Source organism: Streptomyces sp. TM32 (assembly GCF_004122755.1).
Classification (GTDB): domain Bacteria; phylum Actinomycetota; class Actinomycetes; order Streptomycetales; family Streptomycetaceae; genus Streptomyces; species Streptomyces sioyaensis.
The window spans coordinates 1-24,933 of the sequence record NZ_SDIG01000054.1 but is presented as its reverse complement, the minus strand read 5'-3'; the positions used below and the strand labels follow the sequence as shown (position 1 = coordinate 24,933).

Genomic DNA, 24,933 nt, shown 5'->3' with positions numbered 1-24,933 from the left:
GCTCGATGCCGGTGGGATGCGGGGCGCGGGCGGCCCGTCGGTGGGTGGGGGCGCGCGGTTCGTCCCGGCCGGCCCGTATCCGCAGTGGTGCTCCCCCGAGGGCACGCGAGCCGACCGTCGTGGGGACAACGTAGGGGATCGTTCAACGATCCGACAAGAGGTGTGCCACATCCGGCGGCGGATGCGTTGTTTCGTCCTCCCGTCTGGGATTGACTTCCGCTCATACGACGCCGGGGTGCCGCACAGGCCGCCCCGGTACGGCACGAGAGCGGGAGCGGCATGACCGGCGGCGTGGCAAAGAATGATCAGGGGCGGCTCACCGAGGTCGCCGGCCTGGAGCGGGACCGCGCCCAGCTGGGGCGCTCCAGTACGACCGAGCGGGTCGCCGACATCCTGCGCGACCGGATCACCGAGGGCTACTTCCCGCCCGGCGCCCGGCTCTCGGAGGAGAGCATCGGCGGTGCGCTGGGCGTCTCACGCAACACCCTGCGGGAGGCCTTCCGGCTGCTGACCCATGAGCGGCTGCTGGTGCACGAGCTCAACCGCGGGGTGTTCGTGCGGGTGGTGACGGTCGAGGATCTGGACGACATCTACCGGGTGCGCACGCTCGTGGAGTGTGCGGCGGTACGAAGCCTGGGGGAGGGGCCGTACGGCGCCGCGGCGACCGAGGCCATCGCGGCGATCGAGACCGCCGTACGGGCCGGTGAGGCCGCCTCCGAGGCCCGGGAGTGGCAGGACCTTTCGACGGCGAACATCCGCTTTCATCAGGGCATCGTGGCCCTGGCCGGCAGCCCGCGCACGGAGGAGCTGATGCGGGGGGTGCTGGCCGAGCTCCGGCTGGTCTTCCACGTCATGGCCGACCCCCGGCGCTTCTACGCGCCCTACCTGACCCGCAACCGCCAGATCGTGGAAGTCCTGCAGGCGGGCGACGCCCCCGAGGCCGAGCGGCTGCTGCACGCCTATCTGGAGGACGCGCGCCGTCAGCTGTCGGGCGCCTACGCCGAGCGCATCGCGGAGGGATGAGGCGCGCGGTGTGCCCCGCTGCGCGGGGGTCCCGGACATCCGCCGGACATCCGTTCGCGCAGACCCCTTGTCGGATCGTTGAACAATCGCCTAGCCTCCGCTGCAATCTTCTCCCTCTCCTCACGGACTCGTTGAGTCCCCGTACGCGGAAGGCGGACCCATGATCGTGCTCCTCGGCGTGCTCGTGGTCGTGATCGGCTTCGCCACGAAACGCAATCCCCTCCTGGTCGTGGGGGTGGCCGGCATTGCCACCGGCCTGCTCGGCGGGCTGTCGCCGGGCAAGGTGCTCGCCGCGTTCGGTGCGGGATTCGCCGGCAGCCGGGCCGTGACCATCTTCGCGATCACCCTCCCGGTCATCGGCCTCCTGGAGCGCTACGGCCTCCAGGAACAGGCCCGCAATCTCATCGCCCGCTTCGCCCGGCTCACCACCGGCCGCTTCCTCGCGCTCTACCTGGGCCTGCGGCAGATCGGCGCCGCGGTCGGGCTCACCAATGTCTTCGGCCACGCCCAGACCGTCCGTCCGCTGGGCGTCCCGATGGCCGAGGGTGCGGCGGAGCGCAGGTTCGGCCAACTCCCGGACCGGACACGGGAGAAGGTCAGGTCCTTCTCCGCCAGCGCGGACAACGTCGGCCTGTTCTTCGGGGAGGACGTCTTCCTCGCCGTCGGCTCGATCCTGCTGATCACCGGCTTCGTCAACACCACCTACGGCACCCATCTCGAACCGCTGCAGCTCGCGTTGTGGGCGATCCCCACCGCGGTGTGCGCCTTCGTGGTCCACGGCTGGCGGCTGCTGCGCCTGGACCGCCACCTGGAACGCGAACTGCTCACCGCCAACGTCCCGGACCACGCCGTAGTGGAGGCCACCAAGTGATCAAGGCAGAGTGGTTCTACTGGCTGGTGGGCCTCAGCTTCCTGGTGATGGCTGCCGGTATGGTCACCGACCGCAGCAACCCCAAGCGCCTGGGCACCGGAGCCTTCTGGGGCCTGATCGGCGCCGGCTTCATCTACAGCAGCTGGGTCGTCACCAAGCAGGCGCCGGCCGAGCCGCTGGGCGTCGCCGTCCTCCTGATGGCCGCGCTGGCCGGCTTCGGCTTCACCGGGCGCGGCACCCCGCGCACCACCACTCCCGAGGAGCGCACGGCCAGCGCCGCCCGCCTGGGCAACAAGCTGTTCGTGCCCGCGCTCACCATTCCGGCGGTGGCCATGGCCTGCGCCATCGGCGTCAAGCACCTGTCCTTCGGGGGGCAGCCGGTCCTCGAGGAGGGCAGCGAGACCATTCTGGGCCTGGGCGTCGGAGCCGTCGTCGCCCTCGCCGTCGGCATGATCATGCTCCGTGAGACGCGGATCTCGGTGCCCGTGGAGTCCGGCCGCTCGATGCTGGAGACCATGGGCTGGGCCATGCTGCTGCCGCAGATGCTGGCCACGCTGGGCGCCATCTTCCAGGCCTCCGGCGTCGGCGACCAGGTCGGCAAGCTCACCACCTCGGTGCTGCCCAAGGACTCGCTCTACATCGCGATCGTCGTCTACTGCGTGGGCATGTTCGCCTTCACCATGATCATGGGCAACGCCTTCGCCGCGTTCCCCGTGATGACCGCGGCCGTCGGCTGGCCCGTACTGATCGGCCACTTCGACGGCAACCCCGCCGCCGTCCTGGCCGTCGGCATGCTCGCCGGATTCTGCGGCACCCTCGTGACGCCGATGGCCGCCAACTACAACATCGTTCCGGCGGCCCTGCTGGAACTGAAGGACCAGTACGGACCCATCAAGGCGCAGCTGCCCACTGCGGGTGTGCTGCTCGGCTGCAACATCGTCATCATGGCGCTGTTCGCCTTCTGAGCCGGTGCCGCTGCCGGACCGCCGGGCACGGCGGCCCCGGCCACCGTGCCCGCCTCCGCCCCAGGACGACCGCACCGAGGATGACCGAATGACCCGGGTACTGCTGACCGGATTTGCCCCGTTCGACGGCGAAACCACCAACCCCTCCTGGCAGGCGGTCCGTGCCGCCGCGGCCGCGCCGCCGCCCGGCATCGAGGTGTCCGCCGTCGAGTTGCCCTGCGTCTACGGAGCCTCGATCGCCGTGCTGCGCGCCGCGATCGAGGAGACCCGGCCCGACATAGTGGTGTGCGCCGGCCAGGCGGGCGGCCGTCCCGACATCACCGTCGAACGCCTCGCCATCAACCTGGACGACGCGCGCATCCCCGACGCGGCCGGTGCCGAGCCCATCGACGAGCCGATCGTGCCCGGCGGCCCCGCCGCGTACTTCTCCACCCTGCCGGTCAAGGCCTGCGTGGCCGCGGTCCGCGCCGCCGGGCTCCCTGCCTCCGTCTCGCACACCGCCGGCACCTTCGTCTGCAACCACGTCTTCTACGGCCTCGCCCATCTCATCGCCACCGAACTGCCGGGCCTGCGCGGCGGTTTCGTGCACGTCCCCTATGCGCCGGAGCAGGTGGTCGACCGCGTCCAGCCGTCGCTCCCGGTCACCGCCGCCACCCGGGCCCTGTGCGAGATCGCCCGCACCGCCGCACACACCCACACCGATATCCGCGCCGCCGGAGGCACCACCCACTGACCTGGCAGCCGGCCGCGCCGCGCCCCGTCGTAAACTGGTGCGTCGGCCGGCGGGCGGCCCGTCAACGGATCCACCAGCGGTTCCACCCATGCACGGATCCGCGCCGTTTCGTCCGTTGTCAGTGCGAGCGCCTACTCTGTGCGACGTGACTTTTCCCGCCCCGGGGGCCGCTGCGCCCCAGCTCAACGGCCCTCAGCGGCCCGCGCCGGGCCCGGCCGCCGACGAAGGCCTGGCCCGCCGGCTGCGCGCCCTTGCGTGCACCGCGCCGCTGCACGACCTCGACGTGCGCAAGGCCAACCTCGCGGGCGAATACGGCGGCTACGCCATGGCGGAGGTGGCGCTCGCCGTCATCGATCTGGTCACCCTCAACATGGACTTCGACACCGGCGCCGACCACGAGGAAATAGTGGCGAAGGTGCTCCCGAGGGTCGCCGCCCAGGCCCCCCGCCGCCCCGCGGGCGAGCACGAGCGGGTTGCCCGCTGGGTGCTGGAGAATCTGATCAACGTCGGCAGCGTGGACCGCGGCTTCCGCGCCGTGTACGGCACCTTCACCACCGAGGGCGAATACGTCCGCCGCGACTACGACTTCAAGCTCATCGAGGAGGTCCCCGGCAGCGGCGGCAGCGTCTATCTGCGGGCCACCGACGAAGCGGTCAACGTCCTGGTCGGCGCGCTCGACACGGATGTCACCAGCGCCCAGATCGCCGCCGAGGTCAAGCTCGAGGTGCTGATCAACCGCGGCCGGCTCGCCGACGCCCAGCTCGCCGCCGAGCAGGCCCGCTACCGCACCGTGCAGTACGCCGAGACCCTGCGCCGGACCCTGGACGCGACCCGCCGCAACGTCCGCGCGGTCGACTGGCTGGAGACCGTCCCCGACATGATCAACGAGGCGCTGGACCACGTCGCGGACCGCTACCGCCACGAGAACGCCATCCTCACCAACATCCGCAAGGCCCGCGACGAGACCGAGGAGCCCGAGCACAAGCGCCGCGCCGCCGAGCTCGTCGACATCGTCAAGGACTGCATCCGCCGCCACACCCAGCTCCAGTCCCGGCTGCTGGAGGCCGGCCCGCTCTTCCGCGCGGAGCAGGACCGGCAGGCCTTCGCCACCCCCGTCGCCCGCTCCGGACTCGATCTGTACGGCCAGCTCGTCGCCCCCCTGCTGCCGCTCCCCGCCGAGCAGGCCATCCGGGTCACCGACGCCTTCTTCGCCCACGGCACGGGCCTGCGCACGCCCTCCGCCGTCCGCATGGGCGACCTCGTCGAGGTGCTGCTCACCCCGCCCGTGGAGCGCGAGCACCTCGGCGCCGAGATGCCCGAGCCCGACCTGGTGACGACCCCCGACGACAGCCGCTTCAGCGAGGCCCAGCTCGACGCCGCGATGGCGCTGCTCACGCTGCCCGCCGACGCCCCGCGCAGGCTCTCCGGCCTGCTCGCCGAGGCACGCCGCGGCGATCCCGAACTCCCCTACCTCGTCGCCCTGTTGGCGGTCCATGCCGCCAGCCCGCCGGTCGGCACGGCCTACCGCCAGGGCGAACAGCAGCTGCTCTTCGCCGTCGATGACGGCACGGAGCTGATGGACCCCGAATTCGGCGGCGCCGACCTCATCGTCGGCACGGCTCTGCTGGACGCCGCCGGCATGGCCGCGGACCGCTCGGAGGTGGCGTGATGGCCCGCGCCCGGGGCGACCGACCGACAGGAGGCACCACCCGCCCGGCCCCGCCGGACCGGAGCGCGCCGGGCGGCGGCCCGGCGTCGCGCCGGCACGAGATGTCCGAGACCGTCCCCCGCAAGGAGCTTGTTCCGTGACCCAGTACGACGACGCGCCGCAGCCGGACCCGGTGTCCGGGGCCGGTGAGCCGGGCTGGGGCGCGCCCACCGCCGACGCCGGTCCGGCCGCCGCGGCGGGGCCCGCGCCCGTCACCCCCGCCGATGCCGCGGACGCCGCCCGGCTGGTCTCCTTCGGCCTCCAGCCCAAGCTGCTGCCCGCTCGCGACGCCGAATACGGCGAACTCCTGCGCCGCTACCGCGACGAGCCCGCCTTCGCCCGGCTCGCCGACGCCGTCGCCACCGGTCTCGGCCTGGTCGTCCTGGAGGTCTCCACCCGCGCCGGGATGGCCGTCACCGCCGCCGAGGACTCCGTCTTCGCGGTCCGCATGGGTGAGTACGCCCGCCGTGCCTCGACCGACTCCGCCGACCGCTTCCTGCACGGCCTGGCCCATCTCGCCGTCGCCGCGCTGGCCTTCCCCCGCCCCGAGGACCTCGCCGACGACGGCTACATCGGCCGGATCACGGTCAACGGCGTGGACGCCTTCGTCCGGCAGGCCTGCCGACGTCTGGAGGAGCGGGCCGAGCAGGAGGGCGAGAACACCGACCCGGCCACCGACGCCCCCGGCCTGGAATCCGCCTGGCGCATCTACGCCCGGCGCAGCGCGACCGGTGCCACCAAGGACGCCAGACGGCTGGCCGGTTCGACCACCGGCATCATCGCCAAGGCCGTGACCTTCCTCGTCGACTCCGGCTTCCTCCAGCGCACCGGCGACGATTCCGGCGGCGCCTACCGCACCACCGCCCGCTATCAGCTCCAGGTCCGCGACATGGCCGGCAGCGCCGCCATGGCCGAACTCCTGGAGCTGGGCATCGTCCCCGTCGCCGACGGCAGTGCCGCACTGCTGCCGGGCGAGGACACCGACGACCTCGACCTGGTCTCGGACGCCGGCCTGCCTTTCCACTCGGGCTGAGGGGAGCGGCGCCCCCCTTCCCGCCCTTTCCCGCCCTCCACCCCACCCCACACGACAACGAGAGTCCGCCATGTACGAGCTGTCCCGGGTCCGTCTCTACTCCATCGGGCCCGCCGGTGCGCGCTATGCCGACACCGTGCTGGACCTGCGTGGAGTCGGCGCCCCCGTACCCCACCCGGCCCCGGCGCAGGCGGACTTCTTCGAGGACGAACCGGTGGGCCCGCCGCGCCGCCCGGCTCCCGCGGGCGTCCTGTTCCTGGAGAACGGCGGCGGCAAGTCCGTCCTGCTCAAGCTGATCTTCTCGGTGATGCTGCCCGGCCACCGCAACACCCTCGGCGGTGCCAGCTCCGGCGTGCTGCGCAAATTCCTGCTCGCCGACGACTGCGGCCATGTCGCCCTGGAATGGCAGCACGTCCTCACCGGCGAGAGCGTGGTCGTCGGCAAGGTCAGCGAGTGGCGCGGCCGGCAGGTCTCCAACGACCCCCGGAAGTTCGCCGAGGCCTGGTACAGCTTCCGGCCCGGCCCCGGGATGAGCCTGGACTCGCTCCCCGTCGCCGAGGCCACCGTCATCCGCCCCCGGCAGGGGGACGGCGAGGGCAGCTCCGGCGCCCAGGGCCGGCGCCGCACGATGAAGGGCTTCCGCGACGTCCTCACCGAGGCCGGGAAGAACTACCCCAACCTCGACGTCGTCTGGGAAGAGATCCACGAGCGCTGGAACGAACATCTCGGCGAGCTCGGCCTGGACCCGGAGCTCTTCCGCTACCAGCGGGAGATGAACGCCGACGAGGGCGAGGCGGCCGGTCTGTTCGCGGTCAAGAACGACTCGGACTTCACCGACCTGCTGCTGCGTGCCGTCACGGACACCCGTGACACCGACGGCCTCGCCGACCTGGTGCACGGCTTCGCCCACAAGCTCGGCCGGCGCGCCGAGCTCACCGCCGAGCGGGACTTCACCGCCGGGTCGCTCGACCTGCTGTCGCGCATCGCGGACGCCGCCGAGCAGCGTGAACGCGCCCGCGAGGTGCATGCCGGCGCCGAGCGCCGCACCCGCGCACTGGCCCAGCGGCTGCACGCCCGCGGCACCGAGGAGCGCGGTCGCGCCGCCGAGCTGGCCGAACAGGTCGCCACCGCGGCGCACCGCGTCACCGACGCCGAGCGGATCCGCGAGCGCCGCTCCCTGGTCTCCGCCGAACTCGCCTACCGGCACGCCTCGCTGGCGCTGGCCGCCGCGGAGAAGGGCGCCGCCGCCCAGCGCCGCGAGCTCAACGACGCCCGTACGCTGCACAGTGCCTGGCAGGCCGCCGAGACCGCGCTGCGGCACCGCGCCGCCGCCGATCGTTCCGCGCGGGTCGCCGCCGCCATCCGCGAGGCCGAGCGGGACGCCGCCCCGGCACTCGCCGCCCGCGCCACCGCCGCCGCCGACCTCGTGCGCGCCCTGCACGCGGCGGCGGAGGCCGGGGAGCGCGTCGCCAACGAGGAGGAGGAGCGCTCCGCCGCTCTCCAGGAGGCCGGCGAGTCCGCGCACCGCGACGCCACCTCGGCCGCCACCCACGCCCAGCGCGCCCGCAGCGAGGCCGATCACCTCAAGCAGCGGCTGGCCGAGGTCGCCGAGGAGACCGCCGAGGCCGTCCGGGCCGGCTGGCTGGACGACAGTGCCCCCGACGCCGACCCGGCCCGTGCCGCGCTCGCGGCCTCGGACGCGGAGAAGACCGCCGTCGAGGCCTGGGACACGGCCCGCGAGGCCGCCCGGCAGGCCACCGACCGCGCCCGCGAGGCCGCAGCGAGGCACTCCACCGCCGAACTCGCCGCGGCCCGCGCCGAGGACGCCGCCGAGGCCGCAGGGCGGGCCTACGAAGCCGAGCGCCGGGCCGCCGAGTCCCTCGGCTCCGAGCAGCGGCTCGCCGACCTCCTCGGACTCCCGCAGGCCGAGGCGAAGTCCGTCGGCGTGCCCGGGCCCCGTACGGCCGCGCCCGGTACCTCCGGTGCGGACCAGGGCGTCCCGCGCCGTCCCGTCGGCGGCTCGCTGACCGCCGAGGAGCTGGACCGTAACGCCGACGGACTGCACGAACTCCTGGAGGAGGGCGTCGCGGCCGCCGAACGGCAGCTGTTCGACCTGCGGACGGCCGCTGCCGACGACTCCCGCATCCTCGGCGCGCTGGGTGACGGCGGTCTGCTGCCGCCGGGGCCCGATGTGCTGGCGGCGGTGGAGTACCTCGGCGAGCACGGTGTGCCCGCGCTGCCGGGCTGGCGCTATCTCGCCCAGTCCGTCGACCCCGCCGACCACACCCGGGTGCTCGCCGCCCGCCCCGAGCTCGTCGACGGCGTGATCATCACGGACCCGGAGACCCATGCCCGGGCCCGCGAGGTACTCGCCCGGGCCGCACTGCTGCCGCGTTCGGCCGTCGCGGTGGGTACCGCGGCCGCGCTGCTCGCGCCCACGCCCGCCGCTGACGAGCGGGAATCCGGTGTCTTCCTCGTGCCGCCGAACCCGGCGATGCACGACGAGTCCGCCGCGGACGAGGAGCGGCAGGCGCTGCGGGCGCGCGCCATAGAGCGCGACGAGGAGATCCGTGCGCTGGCCGCCCGGCTCGCCGGGGACCGTGCGCTGGCCGCCCGGCTCGGCTCGTGGCGCACGGGCTGCCCGGCCGGCCGTCTGGCCGAACTCGCCACCGCGGCGGACGAGACGCGGGCGGCCGCCGAGGAGGCCGCCGCCGAGCTGGCCGAGGCCCGTGCGGCCCGGGACGGGACCGACGAGGCCGCGGCCGAGGCCACCCGGGTGCGCGACGAGCGGCAGGAGACCGCCCAGCGTGCCCGCCGCGCCGCCGACCTGCTGGCCGGACTCGCCCACCGGCTGCGCGAGCGTGCCTCCTGGCAGTCCCGGCAGCGGGAACTCACCGACGAGGCGGCCGAGTTCGAGGCCCGCGCCGAGGAGTGCGTGGACCGCGCGCGGGCCGCCGACGAGGACCGCCGGGCCGCCCAGCGCGCCGCCGACGACGCCCGCCGCACCGCCCGCGCGCTGCGTGCCGAGCGCGCCGAGATCGCCGGCGTACCGGACGACCTGGGGGAGGCCCCCGAAGGGGCGAGCGCCTCGCTGCCGGCGCTGCGCGAGGCCTACCGCGCCGCCTCCCAGCTCTACGAGAAGGTCGGCGTCGGCGCGGATCTGCGCGCCGAACAGGCCCGCGCCGAGGGTGACGAGAGCGCCGCCCTGGCCGAGCTCAACCGCCTCACCAACAAGGTCCGCACCCGCGCGGAAGCCCTCCTGGAGAGCCCGGACGCCGCCGACGGCCCGTCCCGGCAGGCCGCCGCGTCCCGCGCCGAATCCCGGGTGCACATGCTGGAGACGCGCGCCTCGGCCGCCAGTGAACAACTCGGCCGGCTGCGCGGCGAGGCCGAACGCCTCGCCCCCACCGACGGCGAGGCACACACCGAGCTGCCGGACGAGCTGGTGCCCGCCGACGCGGACCGCGCCAAGGAGCTGCTGCGCACCGCCTCCGGTGAACTCGCCACCGCCACCGAGGCGTTGGAGGGCGCCCGGGCGCAGCACGAGGAGCTGCTGCGCGCCCACCGCGGAGCCGAGGACGCGGCCGGCGGCTTCGACGAGACCGCCGCGCTGCTGCGCGACCTGCTACGCGACAACAACGACCCCGAGGACGCGGCGGACGAGCCGATCGAGCCGTACGCGGGCGCGCTGCCGCAGGCCCGGCAGGACGCCGCCGAGTCCCGCCGCTCGCTGCGCGGCTGCGCCGCCGACCTGTCCACCGCCGAGTCCGCGGTGCGCGAGGCGAGCGACATCCTCGTGCGGCACGCCAACTCCACCCGCTACGAACAGGTCCGTACCCCCGCCCGCCAGCAGATCCGCGAGCTGCCCGCCTCGGCCCTCCCGGACCACGCCGCCAAGTGGGCGGACGCCTTCGCCCCCCGGCTGCGGGTGCTGACCGACGAGCTGGCGCAGCTGGAGCGCAACCGCGACTCCATCGTCGACCGGCTCCGCGGGCTGGTCGAGTCGTCGCTGACGACGCTGCGCTCCGCCCAGCGGCTGTCCCGGCTGCCCGAGGGGCTGGGGGAGTGGTCCGGGCAGGAGTTCCTGCGGATCCGCTTCGAGGACCCCGACCAGGCCACGCTCACCGAGCGGCTGGGTGAGGTCATCGACGAGGCGACCCGTGCGGCCGTGAAGAAGAACAGCGATCTGCGGCGGGACGGGATGTCCCTGCTGCTGCGCGGGGTCAGCGCGGCGCTCCAGCCGCGCGGGGTGGCCGTGGAGATCCTCAAGCCGGACGCGGTGCTGCGCGCCGAGCGGGTACCGGTCGGGCAGATGGGCGATGTGTTCTCCGGCGGCCAGCTGCTGACCGCCGCCATCGCGCTGTACTGCACGATGGCGGCGCTGCGCAGCAACGACCGGGGCCGCGACAAGCAGCGGCACGCCGGCACGCTGTTCCTGGACAACCCCATCGGCCGCGCCAACGCGACCTATCTGCTGGAGCTGCAGCGCGCGGTCGCCGATGCGCTCGGCGTCCAGCTGCTCTACACCACCGGCCTCTTCGACACCACCGCGCTCGCGGAGTTCCCGCTGGTCATCCGGTTGCGCAACGATGCCGACCTGCGGGCCGGACTGAAGTACATCAGCGTCGAGGAGCATCTGCGGCCGGGCCTGCCGCAGCCGGACCCGTCCGGCGAGGCGGTGCACGGCCAGATCACCGCGACACGGATGTACCGCCGTCCGGAAGAGCCGGAGCAGCGGGAAGAGCCGGAGGAGCAGGAAGGGCAGGAAGGGCAGGAAGGGCGGGAAGAGTCCGCGTCCGCGGAGCAGTTGGACGAGACCGCCGGGTGAGCCGTGGCGCGGAGGCCCCGCGGACGGTCACACCACGACGACCGACCGCAGGACCTGCCCGCGCTGCATCTTCGCGAAGGCCGCTTCGAGGTCGTCGAGCGCGATGGTCTCGCTGATGAACCGCTCCAGATCGAGCTTGCCGCTCAGGAACAGATCGATCAGTACGGGGAAGTCGCGGCTGGGCAGACAGTCGCCGTACCAGGACGACTTCAGTGCGCCGCCGCGCGAGAAGAGATCGAGGAGCGGCAGGTCGATGCGCATCTCCGGACCGGGCACCCCGACCTGGACCAGCGTGCCCGCCAGATCGCGCATGTAGAAGGCCTGCCGGTAGGTCTCCGGCCGGCCGACCGCGTCGATCACCACGTCGGCGCCGTGCCCGCCGGTCAGCGCACGGACCGCCTCGACCGGGTCCGTGCCGCGGGAGTTGACGGTGTCGGTGGCGCCGAACCGCTCGGCGGCGTCCAGCTTCGCGTCGTCGAGATCGACGGCGATGACGCGTCGCGCGCCGGCCCGGGAGGCGCCGGCGATGGCGGCGTTGCCGACCCCGCCGCAGCCGATCACTGCGACGGTGTCCCCGCTGCCCACCTCGCCGGTGTGCACGGCGGCGCCGTAGCCGGCCATCACCCCGCAGCCGATCAGGCTCGCGGCCTCCGGGCGCGCCGACGGATCGACCTTCACCGCCTGCCCGGCGGCTACCAGGGTCTTCTCGGCGAAGGCGCCGATGCCCAGGGCCGCGGTCAGCTCCGTGCCGTCCAACAGGGTCATGGCCCGGCCGGCGTTGCGCGAGGCGAAGCAGTACCAGGGGCGGGCGCGGCGGCAGGAGCGGCACTGTCCGCAGGGCGCCCGCCAGGCGAGCACCACGTAGTCGCCGGGCGCCAGGTCCGTGACGCCGGGGCCGACCTCCTCGATCACCCCGGCCGCCTCATGGCCGAGCAGATAGGGGAAGTCGTCGCCGATCGCGCCGTCGCGATAGTGCAGATCGGTGTGGCACACCCCGCAGGCCTGGACCGTCACGAGCACGTCGCCCGGACCGGGATCGGGTACGAGGATCGGCAGCACCTCGACGGGGGCGCCCTTCTTGAGGGCGACGACGGCGCGGGCTTCGTGCGGCATGTCTCACTCCTAAAACAGCGCCTGCGGTGGCGGCAGGGGCGGGTAGCACGCGTGAGGTGGCACGGATGCCGGTGAGGGGTTGGAGTGGTGCGCGGCGAGCGGGCGGGGACAGCGGCGGTGGGCGGCCACCCCTGGCTCCGTGTTGCCTATAGCGCGATTGGTTGCGCTATGGGAGACATGCTGGAAGTCCGCAGGGGATCCGTCAAGGGGGATTTTCCGCAAGCCGCCTCAACCCGCGTACCCCATGCGGCGGGAGAGGTCGGCAGCCGCCTTCGCGGACCGCTCCGCCAGCTCGGGCAGCAGCTCCCGCTCCATGCGGTACGCCGGCCCCGAGAGGCCGATCGCCCCGATCACCGCACCGTCGTGCGCCCGCACCGGTGCCGCCACCGCGTTGAGCCCGATCTCCAACTCCTCGCTGGTGCAGGCGAACCCGTCCGCGAGCGCGGCGCTCAGCTGCTCGCGCAGGCCGGCCGCCGTGGTCAGGGTGTGCTCGGTGAACCGCGGCAGCTTGCGGGTCACCAGGGCCTCCCGGCGCTGCGCCGGCAGATGCGCCAGCAGCACCTTGCCGCTGGCGGTGGCGTGCAGCGGGGTGCGGCGGCCCAGCCAGTTGTACGCGGTGACCGCCGCGGAGCCCCTGGCCTGCATGATGTTGACCGCGGCGTCGCCGTCCAGCACCGCGATGTTGGCGGTCTCCCCGGTGTCCTCGGCGAGCGCCCGGCAGACCGGCTGGCCCTCCTGCGAGATGTCCAGCCGGATGGCCGCGGCGCCGGCCAGCCGCAGCACCCCGGCGCCCAGGTAGTACTTGCCGCGCTCCTTCTCCTGCTCCACCAGACCGCGGTGCTCCAGCACCCCGAGGATCCGGAACGCGGTCGATTTGTGGACGCCCAGCTCCTCCGAGATCTCGGTCACCCCGGCCTCGCCCAGCTTGGCCAGGATCTCCAGCACGCTCACCGCACGGTCCACGGACTGGACGGATCCCGCCCCGGCGCGCCGTTCCTCGGACCGGTCGTCTGCCGCATCGTTCGTGTTCGACATGGGTCTTTGTGTCACCACCCGGTGGCCCCGCGGGGCACATCTGAAGGCATCTGCCGGGAAGCCCTTGACGGCCCGCTCCCCGGCTTGGATTCTGTTGCGCATCGCGCTCTGCGATGCGTTATTCAGAACACATGATACCGATCAGCGAGAGGGGGGCCAGATGATTCCCGTCTGCCGTATCGAGGACCTGCCCGAGGGTGAGTCCGTACGGATCGAGATCGACGACACCACACCGGCCATCGCGGTCTTCCACGCCGAGGATGGTTTCTACGCCGTCGACGACACCTGCAGTCACCAGGACGCCTCGCTCTCCGAGGGCTGGGTCGAGGGCTGCTTCGTGGAATGCCCGCTGCATGCGGCCCTGTTCGACCTGCGGACCGGGGCTGCCGCCTGCCTGCCCGCCCGCCGGCCGGTGCGCACCCACGAGGTCAGTGTCCTGGACGGCATGATTCATGTACGGCCCGCCGTGCGGGAAGCGGTCGTCGTCGCGTGAATCCCGGGTCCGCCCGGCCGTTCACGCCGCCGTGCGCGAGGCCCGCGACGGGCCCTCCCGTGACTCCCGGCGCCGCTGCCGCCGCGCGCGGCGCCGCTCCCGGCGCAGTTCCCGGGCGGTGGAGCTCGGCTGCGACTGCACGCCGTTGCGCTGCACCCACACCTGCCGGGTGACCCAGACGTCCAGCACGCCCCAGGTGGCGACCACGGTGCTGGCGACCGTGCTGAGCACCGCGGGGAACGCGAACCAGGAGCCCGCCAGCGTGCACAGGAACGCCACCATGGCCTGAATCAGCGTGAGGGCCACGATGATGACGGCACGCACCGCGGCGGTGCGCACCGGATCAGCCATCCGGGGCCGGGCGGCCGGCTCCTCCTGCCACAACGGCCGTCTGCCGGTGTCCATGAACGCGTCACCCTCCCCGCACGTGTCCCATGTCCGACTCCTTGGGGACTGCCCGCGTTTCGCCCGGTACATGCCCCTGGTGTCGTACCCCGTACCCCTCCATGGTCACGCACCGGAGCCGCACAGGGTTACCCGGGGTAGAGAAAAACCGGCCAACCGCCCGGCAGGCCGTCGGACATCGACGCCCGGACCGGGTCGTCGAACGCGGGGCGGGTTGTCCGGGAATCGGCGGACAACTCATGACGATCCCGCGCGGCCGGTCTCCCCGAGGTCACGAGAGGCCTTCGGCTAGGTCACCCGACAGTAGTAGGCTCGCGCCGTTTGTTGACGGAACACCACCCCCGTGCGCCGGGGTTGACGTAGGGGAGGCCATGCGCTTTCGCGGGAAGTCGGTCCGCCGGAAGATCGTGGCGTTGCTGCTCGTACCACTGCTGTCCCTGACGTCCTTGTGGGCGTTCACGACCTACCTCACCGGTCGTGAGGCCAACCAGCTGCTGGACGTCGGCAACGTCGTGCAGCACCTGGGCTATCCGGTGGAGAACGTCATCCTGACCCTCCAGGACGAGCGCCGGCAGAGTCTGCTGTACCTCGCCGACCGGCGCGACGCCGACGCACTGGACGCACTCCGCCGGCGGACCCGGGCCACCGACGAGGCCGTCACCCAGCTGCGGGCCGACACCGACACCCGCGACACCCTCGAGGACCTGTCCGGCGAGGCCGGCGACCGGATGCACGGCGTCCTCAAGGGCCTCTCCTCGCTCGGCTCGCTGCGCACCCAGGTCCAGGACAACACCGTCACCCGCGACGAGGCCCTGGAGAGCTACAACTCCCTTGTCGATCCCGGCTATGACTTCCTTTCCGCACTCCACGCGCTGGAGAATGTGGAGATGGACAAACAGGCCCGGGCGCTGATCACCCTCACCCGTGCCCGGGAGACCCTCTCCCGTGAGGACGCCCTGATGTCCGCGGTGCTGGCCTCCGGCAGCATGAGCCCGCGCGATCTGCGGTCGGTGTCCGACCGGGTCGCCGAGCGCCGGCTCCTGTACCGCGTCGGCCTGCCCGTCCTGCCCGCCCGGGACCGCGGCATCTACCAGGACTACTGGCACGCGGCGAAGGCGCGCGAGCTGACCTCGTACGAGGACCGGGTGATCGCCGCCGGGGCGAAGGACGGACCGCACGCGGTCAACGCCGAGCGGTGGAACGCCGCGGCGCAGCGGGTGCTCGGCGACCTCCACCGGATGGACAAGGACGCCGCCGAGCGCTACCAGGAGCGGGTGGCCCCGGTCGCCACGCACATCCTCCTCAAGGCGGCCATCGCCGGCGTCCTCGGCTTCGTCGTGCTGCTGATCTCGATCGTCGTCTCCTTCCGCGTCGGCCGCCGCCACGTCCGGGACCTGATCCGGCTGCGCAAGACCGCCCACGAGGTGTCCGGCGTACGGCTGCCGAGCGTGATGCGCCGGCTGGCGGCCGGCGAACAGGTCGATGTGGAGACCGAGGCGCCCCGGCTCGAATTCGGCCCGGACGAGACCGGCCAGGTCGGCCAGGCGCTGCACACCCTTCAGCGGGCCGCGATCGAGGCCGCTGTCAAGCAGGCCGAGATGCGCCGCGGCGTCTCCGAGGTCTTCGTCAACCTCGCCCGCCGCAGCCAGGTCCTGCTGCACCGCCAGCTGACCCTGCTGGACGCCATGGAACGGCGCACCGAGGACACCGACGAACTCGCCGACCTCTTCCGGATCGACCACCTGACCACCCGTATGCGGCGGCACGCGGAGGGCCTGGTCATCCTCTCCGGCGCGGCCCCCTCCCGGCAGTGGCGCAAACCGATCCAGCTGATGGACGTGGTGCGCGCGGCGGTCGCCGAGGTGGAGGACTACGAGCGGATCGAGGTCCGCCGACTGCCCCGGCTCGCGGTGGACGGTCCCGCGGTGTCCGACCTCACGCACCTGATAGCCGAACTCCTGGAGAACGCCACGGTCTTCTCCCCGCCGCACACCGCCGTGCAGGTGCTGGGCGAGCGGGTCGCCAACGGCTTCACCCTGGAGATCCACGACCGCGGTCTGGGCATGGCCCCCGATCTGCTGCTGGAGGCCAACCTCCGGCTCGCCGAGACCCCCGAGTTCGAGCTGTCCGACACCGACCGGCTCGGGCTGTTCGTGGTCAGCCGGCTCGCCCGGCGGCAGGACGTACGGGTCTCCCTGCAGCCCTCGCCGTACGGCGGCACCACCGCCGTCGTCTTCATCCCGGGGGCGCTGCTCACCGAGGGCGGCCGGGCCGATGACGAGGGTGCCGCGGACGGTCTGCCCGGCGGCCCGGTCGGCAATGAACTGGAGCATGCGGCGGGCAAGCTGGCCGCGCTCTCCGAGGCGCCGGGCCCGCTGCCCGTGCGGGAGCGGCGCGCGCCGGCCGTCATCGACGGACCGGTCGAACTGGAGGCGCCGCTCGACCGGGACGAGCCGGCTCCCGCCGACGACGAGGACAGCCTCTTCAGGAAGCGCGACCGCGACCGCAAGGGCCCGGCCGGCCCGTCCTCCGCACCGCGCAGCATCGCGCCGGTGCCGCCCGTGCCCGACGGCGAGCAGCACCAGCAGACCCGGGACCAGGCGCCCGGCGGCGGGCTGGCGCCCCTGCCGCGCCGCCACCGTCCGCCGGTGCTGGTCTCCGACCACGGCAGAACGGTCGACGACCCTGACGCCACGGGCAAGCGGGGCGCCGAACGCCCCGGCGCCGAGCGCACCCGCTCCCAGGAACGCGACGCGCGCCGCTCCGAGGCCGGGCCACCGTCGTCCGCCGCGCCACCGGACCCGCCGGCCGGCCCGCGGCCCGTCGAGGACCACGACGCGTCCGGCCCGACCACGCCCCAGGGCCTGCCCCGTCGGGTACGGCAGGCCAGCCTCGCGCCGCAGCTGAAGAAGGACCCGGCGGCGGAGGCGGAGCAGGCACCGGCGCGGCATCCGGCCGCGGACGACCGCGACGCCGAGGCGGTCCGCGCCCGGATGGCCTCGCTCCAGCGCGGCTGGCAGCGCGGCCGTCGCGACAACGGAGAGGACCCGCGCGCGAGCGCGCCACCACCGGGCGAGGACCCGCCGGCCCCCGCAACGCCGGCCGCGGACCCCACGGCCCCGGCCCCCACCGGCCCGGAGGACACCACAGGCTCCGGCAACCGTGACGCCGCCACGCACGACGGCGACGACACGGGCACCACCGCACCACCAGGAACCACATCGGGAGGGCACGGTCCATGACCGCACCGAAGGCAGCAGCTTCCACCGCACCGGGTTCGGCGAAGGGATCCGGTGACCTGAACTGGCTCCTGGACGAACTGGTCGAGCGGGTCGGCTCCATCCGCAAGGCACTCGTGCTGTCCAGCGACGGCCTGGCCACCGGGGCGTCGAAGGACCTGACCCGCGAGGACGGCGAGCATCTGGCCGCCGTCGCCTCCGGCTTCCACAGCCTGGCCAAGGGCGTCGGCCGGCACTTCGACGCCGGCCAGGTCCGGCAGACCATGGTCGAGCTCGACGAGGCGTTCCTGTTCGTCAGCGCGGCCGGCGACGGCAGCTGCCTGGCCGTGCTGGCCGACGCGGACTCCGATGTCGGCCTGATCGCCTACGAGATGACGCTGCTGGTCAAGCGCGTGGGCACGCACCTGGGCACCGCGCCCCGGTCCGGCCCCTTCGCCTGAGCGCGACGAGGGTGACGCGAGGGTGACGCGATGACGGAGCAGGACGGCCGGGAGCCGCGGGGCCGGGAGACGGCCCGCTGGTTCGACGACGACGCGGGCCCGGTCGTCCGCCCGTACGCGATGACCCGCGGCCGTACCCGTACGGCCGCGGAGAACCGCCTCGATCTGATCGCGCTGGTGATCGCCGAGAGCCGCGCGGAAGAGGCGGTCGACGATCAGATGCTGTCGCCCGAGCATGTGGAGATCGTGGAGCGGTGCCGGCAGGAGCCGCTGTCGGTGGCCGAGTTGGCGGCCGGCCTCGACCTGCCGGTCGGCGTCGTACGGGTCCTGATCGGGGATCTGCTGGATGCGGACCTGGTCCACGTCAGCAGGCCGGTACCGCCGGCCGAGCTGCCGGACGAGAAGGTGCTGCGCGAGGTGATCGACGGCCTGCGCGCGCTGTGAACTCCCCGCGGTCCGATGGCCGCCGCCCGGTCCGTTCGGCCGGGGCGGCGGCCCTCTGCACTCCCGGGCGCCGGGGTGGGACAGCGGTTCCGCCGTGCCGCCCGCGGGCCAGGGCTTCGTTGGGCACGCCTCAACCGCCGGGGTACGGTGCCTGTTGAGCAGCCGTCAACAGGAGGAGACGCGTCGCCATGGCCACGGACGAGACCCCGGACCCCTTCGAACGCCTGGAGATCCAGGTCGGCCCGCACACCTACGACGCACTGGCCTGCGGGCCCGCCGACGGGGAGTTCGTGCTGCTGCTGCACGGCTGGCCCGAGTTCGCCGACTCCTGGAGCGCGGTGCTGCCCGCCCTGGGCACGGCCGGCTACCGCGCCGTCGCCGTCGACCAGCGGGGCTACTCCCCGCGCGCCCGCCCGCCCCGGATCGCCGATTATGCCGTGCCCGAACTCGTCGCCGACGCCCTGGCCTTCGCCGATTCCCAGGGCGCACGGCGCTTCCACCTCGTCTCGCACGACTGGGGCGGCATGGTCGCCTGGGCGCTGGCCGGTGCCCACCCCGAGCGGCTGAAGTCCCTGACCGTGCTGGCCACCCCGCACCCGGACGCGCTCAACCGCGCCGCCTCCACGGACGACACCCAGCACCACCGGCTCGACTACGTCCGCTTCTTCCGCCGCGACGACGGCGCCGCGGAGACCGCCCTGCTCGCCGACGACGCCGCCCGGCTGCGCGCCGCCTACGCCGGCAAGGTCCCCGACGCCCTCGTGGACGCCAATGTCCGCCGGCTCTCCGCACCGGGCGCGCTCACCGCCACCCTGAACTGGTACCGCGCCCCCGAGTCGGTCATCTCGATCCCGGCCGGCCGGATCGGCGTCCCCACCCTCTTCCTGTGGGGCAGCGAGGACACCGCCCTGGGCCGCGGCGCGGCCGAGTCGACGGGGGAGTGGGTGGACGGTCCCTACCGCTTCGAGGCCCTGGAGGGCGCCAGCCACTGGCTGCCCGAAGAGGTCCCCGACGTGGTCGCGCCCAAGATCCTGGATCATCTGGAGCAGTACGCCTGAGGCCGGGACGGGCCGGAAGCCCACTGCGCCCCCGGCCCGCCGCCGTACACTGCGCGCATGTCCGGCAGACGCACCACCCGACTCACCCCCGATCAGCGCAGGGAGCAACTGGTCGGTATCGGGCTGGAGATGCTCGCCGACCGCTCCCTGGACGAGCTGTCCACCGACGAGGTCGCCCGGCGGGCCGGGATCTCCCGGGGACTGCTCTTCCACTACTTCGGCTCCAAGCGCGACTTCTACCGCGCGGTGGTCCGCGCCGAATGCGACCGCTTCACCGCCGCGACGGAACCGGACGTCTCCCTGGAGCCGGTCGCCTGGATGCGGGCCTTCATCGCGGGCTTCGTGGCGTACGTCCTGGAGCACCGGCAGGTGTACCTCGCGCTGGTACGGGGCGCCGCCGGCAGCCACCCCGCGGTCACCGACATCGTCGGCGCCACCCGCGAGACCGTCGCCCGCCGGGTGCACGACGGCCGGCGGCGCCTGGGCATGCCGGACGCCCCGCAGGCCGAACTCGCCACCCGCGCCTGGATGGCGTTCGCCGAGGAGGCGGCCACCACCTGGCCGGTGGAGCGGCCCGGCGCCCGGGACGAGCTGTGCGCGTTCATCGAGTCCAGCCTGGTGAACCTGCTGGGGCTGCTCGACCGGCCCCAGGCCCTCACCCCGCGCTGAGCGCCCGCCGGGGCCGGGCCCACCCGCCTCAACGGCGGTGCCCGGCGCCCTTTTGGGCAGGTTGGCGGCCTTGACCCCCTGGTGTCACCGGGCCGTGATGCATCTCAAGTGGGCGCCGTGCTGAGCACGTTGTACCGTTCCCTTGCACGTGCCGCCTCGTGCGCCGACGCCCGGGGACCAAGCGTGAGCTCCACCCGCACACCCGGCAATTCAGGAGAAGAATCCCATGGCCTTTGGGCGTTCCGATCGTCGCCGCCGGTCCGCCGCCGCCGAGCCGGTGACGCTGAAAATCCTGGTCGCGGGCGGCTTCGGGGTCGGTAAGACCACCCTGGTCGGTGCCGTCAGTGAGATCCAACCGCTGCGCACCGAGGAGCGGCTGACCGAGGCGGGCCGGCCGGTCGACGACCTCGACGGTGTGGAGGCCAAGACGACCACCACCGTCGCGATGGACTTCGGCCGGATCACCGTCAACGAGGGGCTGGTGCTGTATCTGTTCGGCACCCCCGGCCAGGACCGCTTCTGGTTCCTCTGGGACGAACTGGCGCGCGGCGCGCTCGGCGCCGTGGTGCTCGCCGACACCCGCCGGCTCGCGGACAGCTTCTCCGCCATCGACTACTTCGAGCGCCGCGGGCTGCCCTTCACGGTCGCCGTCAACTGCTTCGACGGTGCCGACCGCTATCCGCCGCAGGCCGTACGGGAGGCCCTGGACCTGGCGCCCGGGGTCCCGGTGGTGCTGTGCGACGCCCGGCTGAAGGACGACGCCCGCGACGTGCTGATCTCCGTCGTCGAGCATGCGAAGGAGACCCGCGCCGGCCGGCGGGAGCCCGCGCTTCCCTGACGGGTGCGGCGCCGGTCGACGAGGGCCCGCGACTCCCTGACGGACACGGAAGCACAGCCCGTACCCCGCCGTCCGGGGTACGGGCCGTACGCCTCCAGGGACTGCCGAGAGGAGCCCTGGGCGTCCTGGCCCACCGGACAGGACGCCTAGGACGCCGCCGACCCGTCCTCTGCCAGCCAGCCGAAGCTGCGCTCCACCGCCTTGCGCCACTGGGCGAACTCTCGGTCGCGGGTCGGCCCGTCCATCCGCGGAGTCCACTCCTCGTCGCGCTGCCAGTGGTTCCGCAGCTCGTCCAGGTCCTGCCAGACACCGGTCGCCAGCCCGGCCGCGTACGCCGCCCCCAGACAGGTGGTCTCCGAAATCACCGGGCGGATCACCGGTACGCCCAGCACATCCGACTGATGCTGCATCAGCAGGTGGTTGGCGGTCATCCCGCCGTCGACCTTGAGCCGGGTGATCCGCACCCCCGAGTCCTGGAACATGGCGTCCACCACCTCACGGGTCTGCCAGCTGGTCGCCTCCAGCACGGCGCGCGCCAGGTGCGCCTTGGTGACGAAACCGGTCAGACCGGTGATCACCCCGCGGGCGTCGGAGCGCCAATAGGGCGCGAAGAGGCCGGAGAACGCCGGGACCACATACGCCCCGCCGTTGTCGGGGACGCTCGCCGCCAGCGGCTCGATCTCGTCGGCCGAGGCGATGATGCCGAGCTGATCGCGGAACCACTGCACCAGGGCGCCGGTGATGGCGATCGACCCCTCCAGGCAGTAGACCGGTGCCTCCCCGCCGAGCTGGTAGCCCATGGTCGTCAGCAGCCCGCTCTTGGACGGGACCGGGCGGTTGCCGGTGTTCAGCAGCAGGAACGAGCCGGTGCCGTAGGTGTTCTTGGCCTCGCCGACGCCGTAACACGTCTGGCCGAAGACGGCCGCCTGCTGGTCGCCGAGCGCGGCGGCCACCGGCACCCCGTGCAGCTGCCCGACCGCCGTGCCGTACACCTCGGCCGACGACCGGATCTCCGGCAGCATCGCGGCCGGGACGTTCATCGCCGACAGGATCGCCGGATCCCACTGCAGGGTGCCGAGGTTCATCAGCATCGTGCGGCCCGCGTTGGTCACATCGGTGACATGCACCCCGCCGTCGGTGCCGCCGGTCAGATTCCAGATCAGCCAGGAGTCGATGGTGCCGAACGCGATCTCGCCGCGCTCGGCCCGGGCCCGCAGCCCCGGCACCTCGTCCAGCAGCCAGGCCGCCTTCGGCCCGGAGAAGTAGCTGGCCAGCGGCAGCCCCGTGGCCTCCCGGAAGCGGTCCTGGCCGTCCGTCCCGCCCAGTTCCGCGCACAGCTGGGAGGTCCGGGTGTCCTGCCAGACGATCGCATGGTGCACCGGCCTGCCGGTGGCGCGGTCCCACAGGACCGTGGTCTCCCGCTGGTTGGTGATGCCCAGCGCACTGAGCTGGTCCGCGCGCAGCCCCGCCTTGGTCAGCGCGCCCGCCACCACGGCCTGCACCTTCGACCAGATCTCGGTGGCGTCGTGCTCCACCCAGCCCGGCCTGGGGAAGATCTGGCGGTGCTCGCGCTGGTCGACGGCGACGATCGCGCCGCCGTGGTCGAAGATGATGCAGCGGCTGGAGGTGGTGCCCTGGTCGATCGCTGCTACGTATTTCTCGGTCTTCCCGGTGTGCTCCGTCATGCCGTCACGCCTCCTGGCGTCCTGGTGAGTGGGTGCAGCGGGGGGCTGGGGCCGGTCCGTGCGACACGCCGGGGTCAGAACGCCAGCCGGTAGACCAGGCCGGACAGCACGGCGCCGATCAGCGGTCCGGCCACCGGTATCCAGGCGTAACCCCAGTCGGAGGAGCCCTTGTTGGGTATCGGCAGCACGGCGTGCACCAGGCGCGGACCGAGGTCCCGTGCCGGGTTGATGGCATAGCCGGTGGGCCCGCCCAGCGACAGCCCTATCCCGACCACCAGCAGCGCGACCAGCAGCACATTGATCCCCGAGCCGTAGACCCCTGCCTGCGCGCCCGGGACCTGGCCGATGCCGATGCCCTTGTTCTGCCCGAAGCACAGCAGCGGCAGCACCAGCCCGGCGGTGGCGATGACCTCGGTGACGAGGTTGGCGGCCGGCTTGCGGATCTCCGGGCCGGTGGAGAAGATCCCCAGCGTCGGCTGGGCGAGTTCCCGCTCCGCGTTGGCCGCGAACTGCGCGTAATACAGCGCCCAGGCCAGTACGGCCCCGACCGCCGCGCCGATCATCTGCGCCAGGACGTACAGCGGCACCTCGGACCACGGCGTGCCGCCCGCGATCGCGGAGCCCACCGTCACCGCGGGGTTGAGATGCCCGCCGGACAGCGGTGCCGCGGTGTAGGCGCCGGCCAGCACGCCCATGCCCCAGCCGAAGGCGATCACCACCCAGCCGGCGCCCTTCGCCTTGGAGTGGTGCAGGGTGACGGCGGCGCACACACCCGCGCCGAAGAGAATGAGTATCGCGGTCCCGATCACTTCACCGACGAAGATGTCCCCATTGGTATACATGGCGGCTCCTAGGCCCTCGCCTCGCCCGGGGACGTCCCCCGGTCCTCCGTGCAGGGTGCGTGCCACCGGCGGGCAGCGGGCAGCCGCCGCCACCGGGCCGGGGTGCCTGAGTTGGCAGTGCCGACTGGCATCCGGAAGTGTTCACCGGTGCTGAGGGGGCGTCAAGGTCGCGTGCGGCAGAGGTTGTTGACGCCTGCGATCGGATGCGACGGGCCTTGGGGCACCCCCGTCAGCCGCCGGCCCCCGCACCCTCCTGGACCGCACCCGCCGCGGTCACTTCACTCCGCGCACTCCTCGCGCTCACCGCACCGCCACCACCGCCGACCCGTGCCCGAACAGCCCCTGATTGGCGGTCATGCCCACCCGGGCACCGGGCACCTGACGGCCGCCGGCCTCTCCCCTCAGCTGCCAGGTCAGCTCGCAGACCTGGGCGATCGCCTGGGCCGGCACTGCCTCGCCGAACGAGCTCAGACCGCCGCTGGCGTTCACCGGCAGCCGCCCGCCCAGCGCCGTCACCCCGTCCCGCAGCAGCCCGGCACCCGCACCCGCGCCGCACAGCCCCAGATCCTCGTACCACTCCAGCTCCAGTGCGGTGGACAGGTCGTAGACCTCGGCCAGCGAGAGGTCCTCGGGGCCGATCCCGGCCTCCTCGTAGGCGGTGCGCGCGATCGAGGCCCGGAATCCGGTTGCGGGCTCCGGTACGGCGGCCGCGGAGTCGGTGGCGATGTCCGGCAGGTCCAGCACGGTCCGCGGGTACTGCGGGGTGGCCGTGGAGACCGCGCGGATCCGCACCGGATCGGCCACGCCGTGCCGCCGTGCGAAGTCCATGCTGGTCAGGACGAGTGCGGCGGCGCCGTCGGAGGTGGCGCAGATGTCCAGCAGCCGCAGCGGATCGGCGACCACGGCCGATGCAGCGACCTCCTGCGCGGTGACCGGTGTGCGGTAGCGGGCGTACGGATTGGCCGCGCCGGCCGCCGCGTTCTTCACCTTCACCTGCGCGAAGTCGTCGGCCGTATCGCCGTACAGCGCCATCCGGCGGCGTGCGTACAGTCCGAAGTACGCCGGGTTGGTGGCGCCCAGCACCCGGAACCGCAGCCAGTCCGGATCGTCGGGCCGGTCCCCGCCCGCCGGGGCGAAGAAGCCCTTGGGCGCGGCGTCGGCGCCGACCACCAGGGCCACGTCCGCCTGGCCCGAGAGGATCTGCGCCCGCGCGGTGCCGATGGCCTGGGCGCCGGAGGCACAGGCCGCGTAGACGCTGGTCACTCGGGCGCCCTGCCAGCCCAGAGCCTTGGCGAAGGTCGCGCCCGCCACGTACCCGGGGTAGCCGCCGCGGACCGTGTCCGCCCCGACCACGCTCTGTACGGCACGCCAGTCGAGCCCGGCGTCCGCGAGCGCCGCCCTGGCCGCCTTGGTGCCGTACTCGACGAAGCTGCGCCCCCACTTGCCCCAGGGGTGCATACCGGCGCCCAGCACGGCGATGTCGCGGGTCGGGGAGGTGGGGGAGGTGGGGG

General features: G+C 73.3%; 20 protein-coding genes. 14 read left to right on the top strand and 6 right to left on the bottom strand.

Annotated features, from left to right (window positions below; translation table 11 throughout):
- Positions 1 to 279: 279 nt before the first annotated feature.
- The 7 genes from EST92_RS14835 to EST92_RS14805 all read left to right on the top strand — a co-directional run bounded on the left by EST92_RS14835 (position 280) and on the right by EST92_RS14805 (position 11,161).
- Positions 280 to 1,023, top strand: a complete 744-nt coding sequence (locus EST92_RS14835) for a GntR family transcriptional regulator (protein ID WP_129281406.1) — start codon at positions 280 to 282, stop codon at positions 1,021 to 1,023.
- 160 nt (positions 1,024 to 1,183) lie between these two features.
- Entirely contained in the window at positions 1,184 to 1,894 is a 711-nt protein-coding gene (locus tag EST92_RS14830) for a DUF969 domain-containing protein (RefSeq protein ID WP_129281405.1), read from the top strand.
- Positions 1,891 to 2,859, top strand: coding sequence for a DUF979 domain-containing protein (locus EST92_RS14825; protein ID WP_129281404.1), 969 nt, complete (start codon positions 1,891 to 1,893; stop codon positions 2,857 to 2,859). Before EST92_RS14830 ends, EST92_RS14825 begins: the two co-directional genes overlap by 4 nt.
- Positions 2,860 to 2,947: 88 nt before the next feature.
- Complete coding sequence (gene pcp / locus EST92_RS14820) at positions 2,948 to 3,592, top strand: pyroglutamyl-peptidase I (protein WP_129281403.1); 645 nt, start codon at positions 2,948 to 2,950, stop codon at positions 3,590 to 3,592.
- Between the two features lie 145 nt (positions 3,593 to 3,737).
- Positions 3,738 to 5,261 carry a hypothetical protein gene (locus tag EST92_RS14815; protein WP_174244022.1) on the top strand — a complete coding sequence of 508 codons (1,524 nt, stop codon included), beginning with the start codon at positions 3,738 to 3,740 and terminating at the stop codon, positions 5,259 to 5,261.
- Between the two features lie 136 nt (positions 5,262 to 5,397).
- Positions 5,398 to 6,333, top strand: a complete 936-nt coding sequence (locus tag EST92_RS14810; RefSeq protein ID WP_174244021.1) for a hypothetical protein — start codon at positions 5,398 to 5,400, stop codon at positions 6,331 to 6,333.
- Positions 6,334 to 6,403: 70 nt separating this feature from the next.
- Positions 6,404 to 11,161, top strand: a complete 4,758-nt coding sequence (locus EST92_RS14805; RefSeq protein ID WP_254068816.1) for a hypothetical protein — start codon at positions 6,404 to 6,406, stop codon at positions 11,159 to 11,161.
- 27 nt (positions 11,162 to 11,188) lie between these two features.
- Here the strand turns inward: EST92_RS14805 and EST92_RS14800 are convergent, their stop codons facing one another.
- Together EST92_RS14800 and EST92_RS14795 are read right to left on the bottom strand one after the other, a co-directional pair.
- Positions 11,189 to 12,274 carry an S-(hydroxymethyl)mycothiol dehydrogenase gene (locus EST92_RS14800; protein ID WP_129281402.1) on the bottom strand — a complete coding sequence of 362 codons (1,086 nt, stop codon included), beginning with the start codon at positions 12,272 to 12,274 and terminating at the stop codon, positions 11,189 to 11,191.
- A 228-nt stretch (positions 12,275 to 12,502) separates the two neighbouring features.
- Entirely contained in the window at positions 12,503 to 13,309 is an 807-nt protein-coding gene (locus EST92_RS14795; RefSeq protein ID WP_129281401.1) for an IclR family transcriptional regulator, read from the bottom strand.
- A gap of 160 nt (positions 13,310 to 13,469) precedes the next feature.
- On the opposite strand from EST92_RS14795, the gene EST92_RS14790 reads away from it, so the two are divergent.
- Positions 13,470 to 13,802, top strand: coding sequence for a bifunctional 3-phenylpropionate/cinnamic acid dioxygenase ferredoxin subunit (locus EST92_RS14790; RefSeq protein WP_129281400.1), 333 nt, complete (start codon positions 13,470 to 13,472; stop codon positions 13,800 to 13,802).
- A gap of 21 nt (positions 13,803 to 13,823) precedes the next feature.
- Here the strand turns inward: EST92_RS14790 and EST92_RS14785 are convergent, their stop codons facing one another.
- Positions 13,824 to 14,207, bottom strand: a complete 384-nt coding sequence (locus EST92_RS14785; protein WP_129281399.1) for a hypothetical protein — start codon at positions 14,205 to 14,207, stop codon at positions 13,824 to 13,826.
- Positions 14,208 to 14,578: 371 nt separating this feature from the next.
- Between EST92_RS14785 and EST92_RS14780 the strand changes: the two genes are divergently transcribed.
- The 6 genes from EST92_RS14780 to EST92_RS14755 all read left to right on the top strand — a co-directional run bounded on the left by EST92_RS14780 (position 14,579) and on the right by EST92_RS14755 (position 20,895).
- Entirely contained in the window at positions 14,579 to 17,449 is a 2,871-nt protein-coding gene (locus EST92_RS14780; RefSeq protein WP_129281398.1) for a nitrate- and nitrite sensing domain-containing protein, read from the top strand.
- Positions 17,446 to 17,886: a roadblock/LC7 domain-containing protein gene (locus EST92_RS14775; RefSeq protein WP_129249438.1), complete on the top strand. Its 441-nt coding sequence runs from the start codon at positions 17,446 to 17,448 to the stop codon at positions 17,884 to 17,886. Before EST92_RS14780 ends, EST92_RS14775 begins: the two co-directional genes overlap by 4 nt.
- Before the next feature lie 30 nt (positions 17,887 to 17,916).
- Positions 17,917 to 18,330: a DUF742 domain-containing protein gene (locus EST92_RS14770; RefSeq protein ID WP_129281397.1), complete on the top strand. Its 414-nt coding sequence runs from the start codon at positions 17,917 to 17,919 to the stop codon at positions 18,328 to 18,330.
- Positions 18,331 to 18,518: 188 nt separating this feature from the next.
- On the top strand, positions 18,519 to 19,388 hold the full coding sequence (locus EST92_RS14765) for an alpha/beta hydrolase (protein ID WP_129281396.1): 870 nt from the start codon (positions 18,519 to 18,521) through the stop codon (positions 19,386 to 19,388).
- A gap of 57 nt (positions 19,389 to 19,445) precedes the next feature.
- Positions 19,446 to 20,057: a TetR/AcrR family transcriptional regulator gene (locus EST92_RS14760; RefSeq protein WP_129281395.1), complete on the top strand. Its 612-nt coding sequence runs from the start codon at positions 19,446 to 19,448 to the stop codon at positions 20,055 to 20,057.
- A gap of 226 nt (positions 20,058 to 20,283) precedes the next feature.
- Positions 20,284 to 20,895: an ATP/GTP-binding protein gene (locus EST92_RS14755; protein WP_129281394.1), complete on the top strand. Its 612-nt coding sequence runs from the start codon at positions 20,284 to 20,286 to the stop codon at positions 20,893 to 20,895.
- A 146-nt stretch (positions 20,896 to 21,041) separates the two neighbouring features.
- Here the strand turns inward: EST92_RS14755 and glpK are convergent, their stop codons facing one another.
- The 3 genes from glpK to EST92_RS14740 form a co-directional block, all read right to left on the bottom strand.
- Complete coding sequence (glpK, locus tag EST92_RS14750; protein WP_129281393.1) at positions 21,042 to 22,580, bottom strand: glycerol kinase GlpK; 1,539 nt, start codon at positions 22,578 to 22,580, stop codon at positions 21,042 to 21,044.
- A 74-nt stretch (positions 22,581 to 22,654) separates the two neighbouring features.
- Positions 22,655 to 23,422 carry an MIP/aquaporin family protein gene (locus tag EST92_RS14745; protein WP_129281392.1) on the bottom strand — a complete coding sequence of 256 codons (768 nt, stop codon included), beginning with the start codon at positions 23,420 to 23,422 and terminating at the stop codon, positions 22,655 to 22,657.
- A 300-nt stretch (positions 23,423 to 23,722) separates the two neighbouring features.
- Entirely contained in the window at positions 23,723 to 24,880 is a 1,158-nt protein-coding gene (locus EST92_RS14740) for a lipid-transfer protein (protein WP_129281413.1), read from the bottom strand.
- Positions 24,881 to 24,933: the final 53 nt, after the last annotated feature.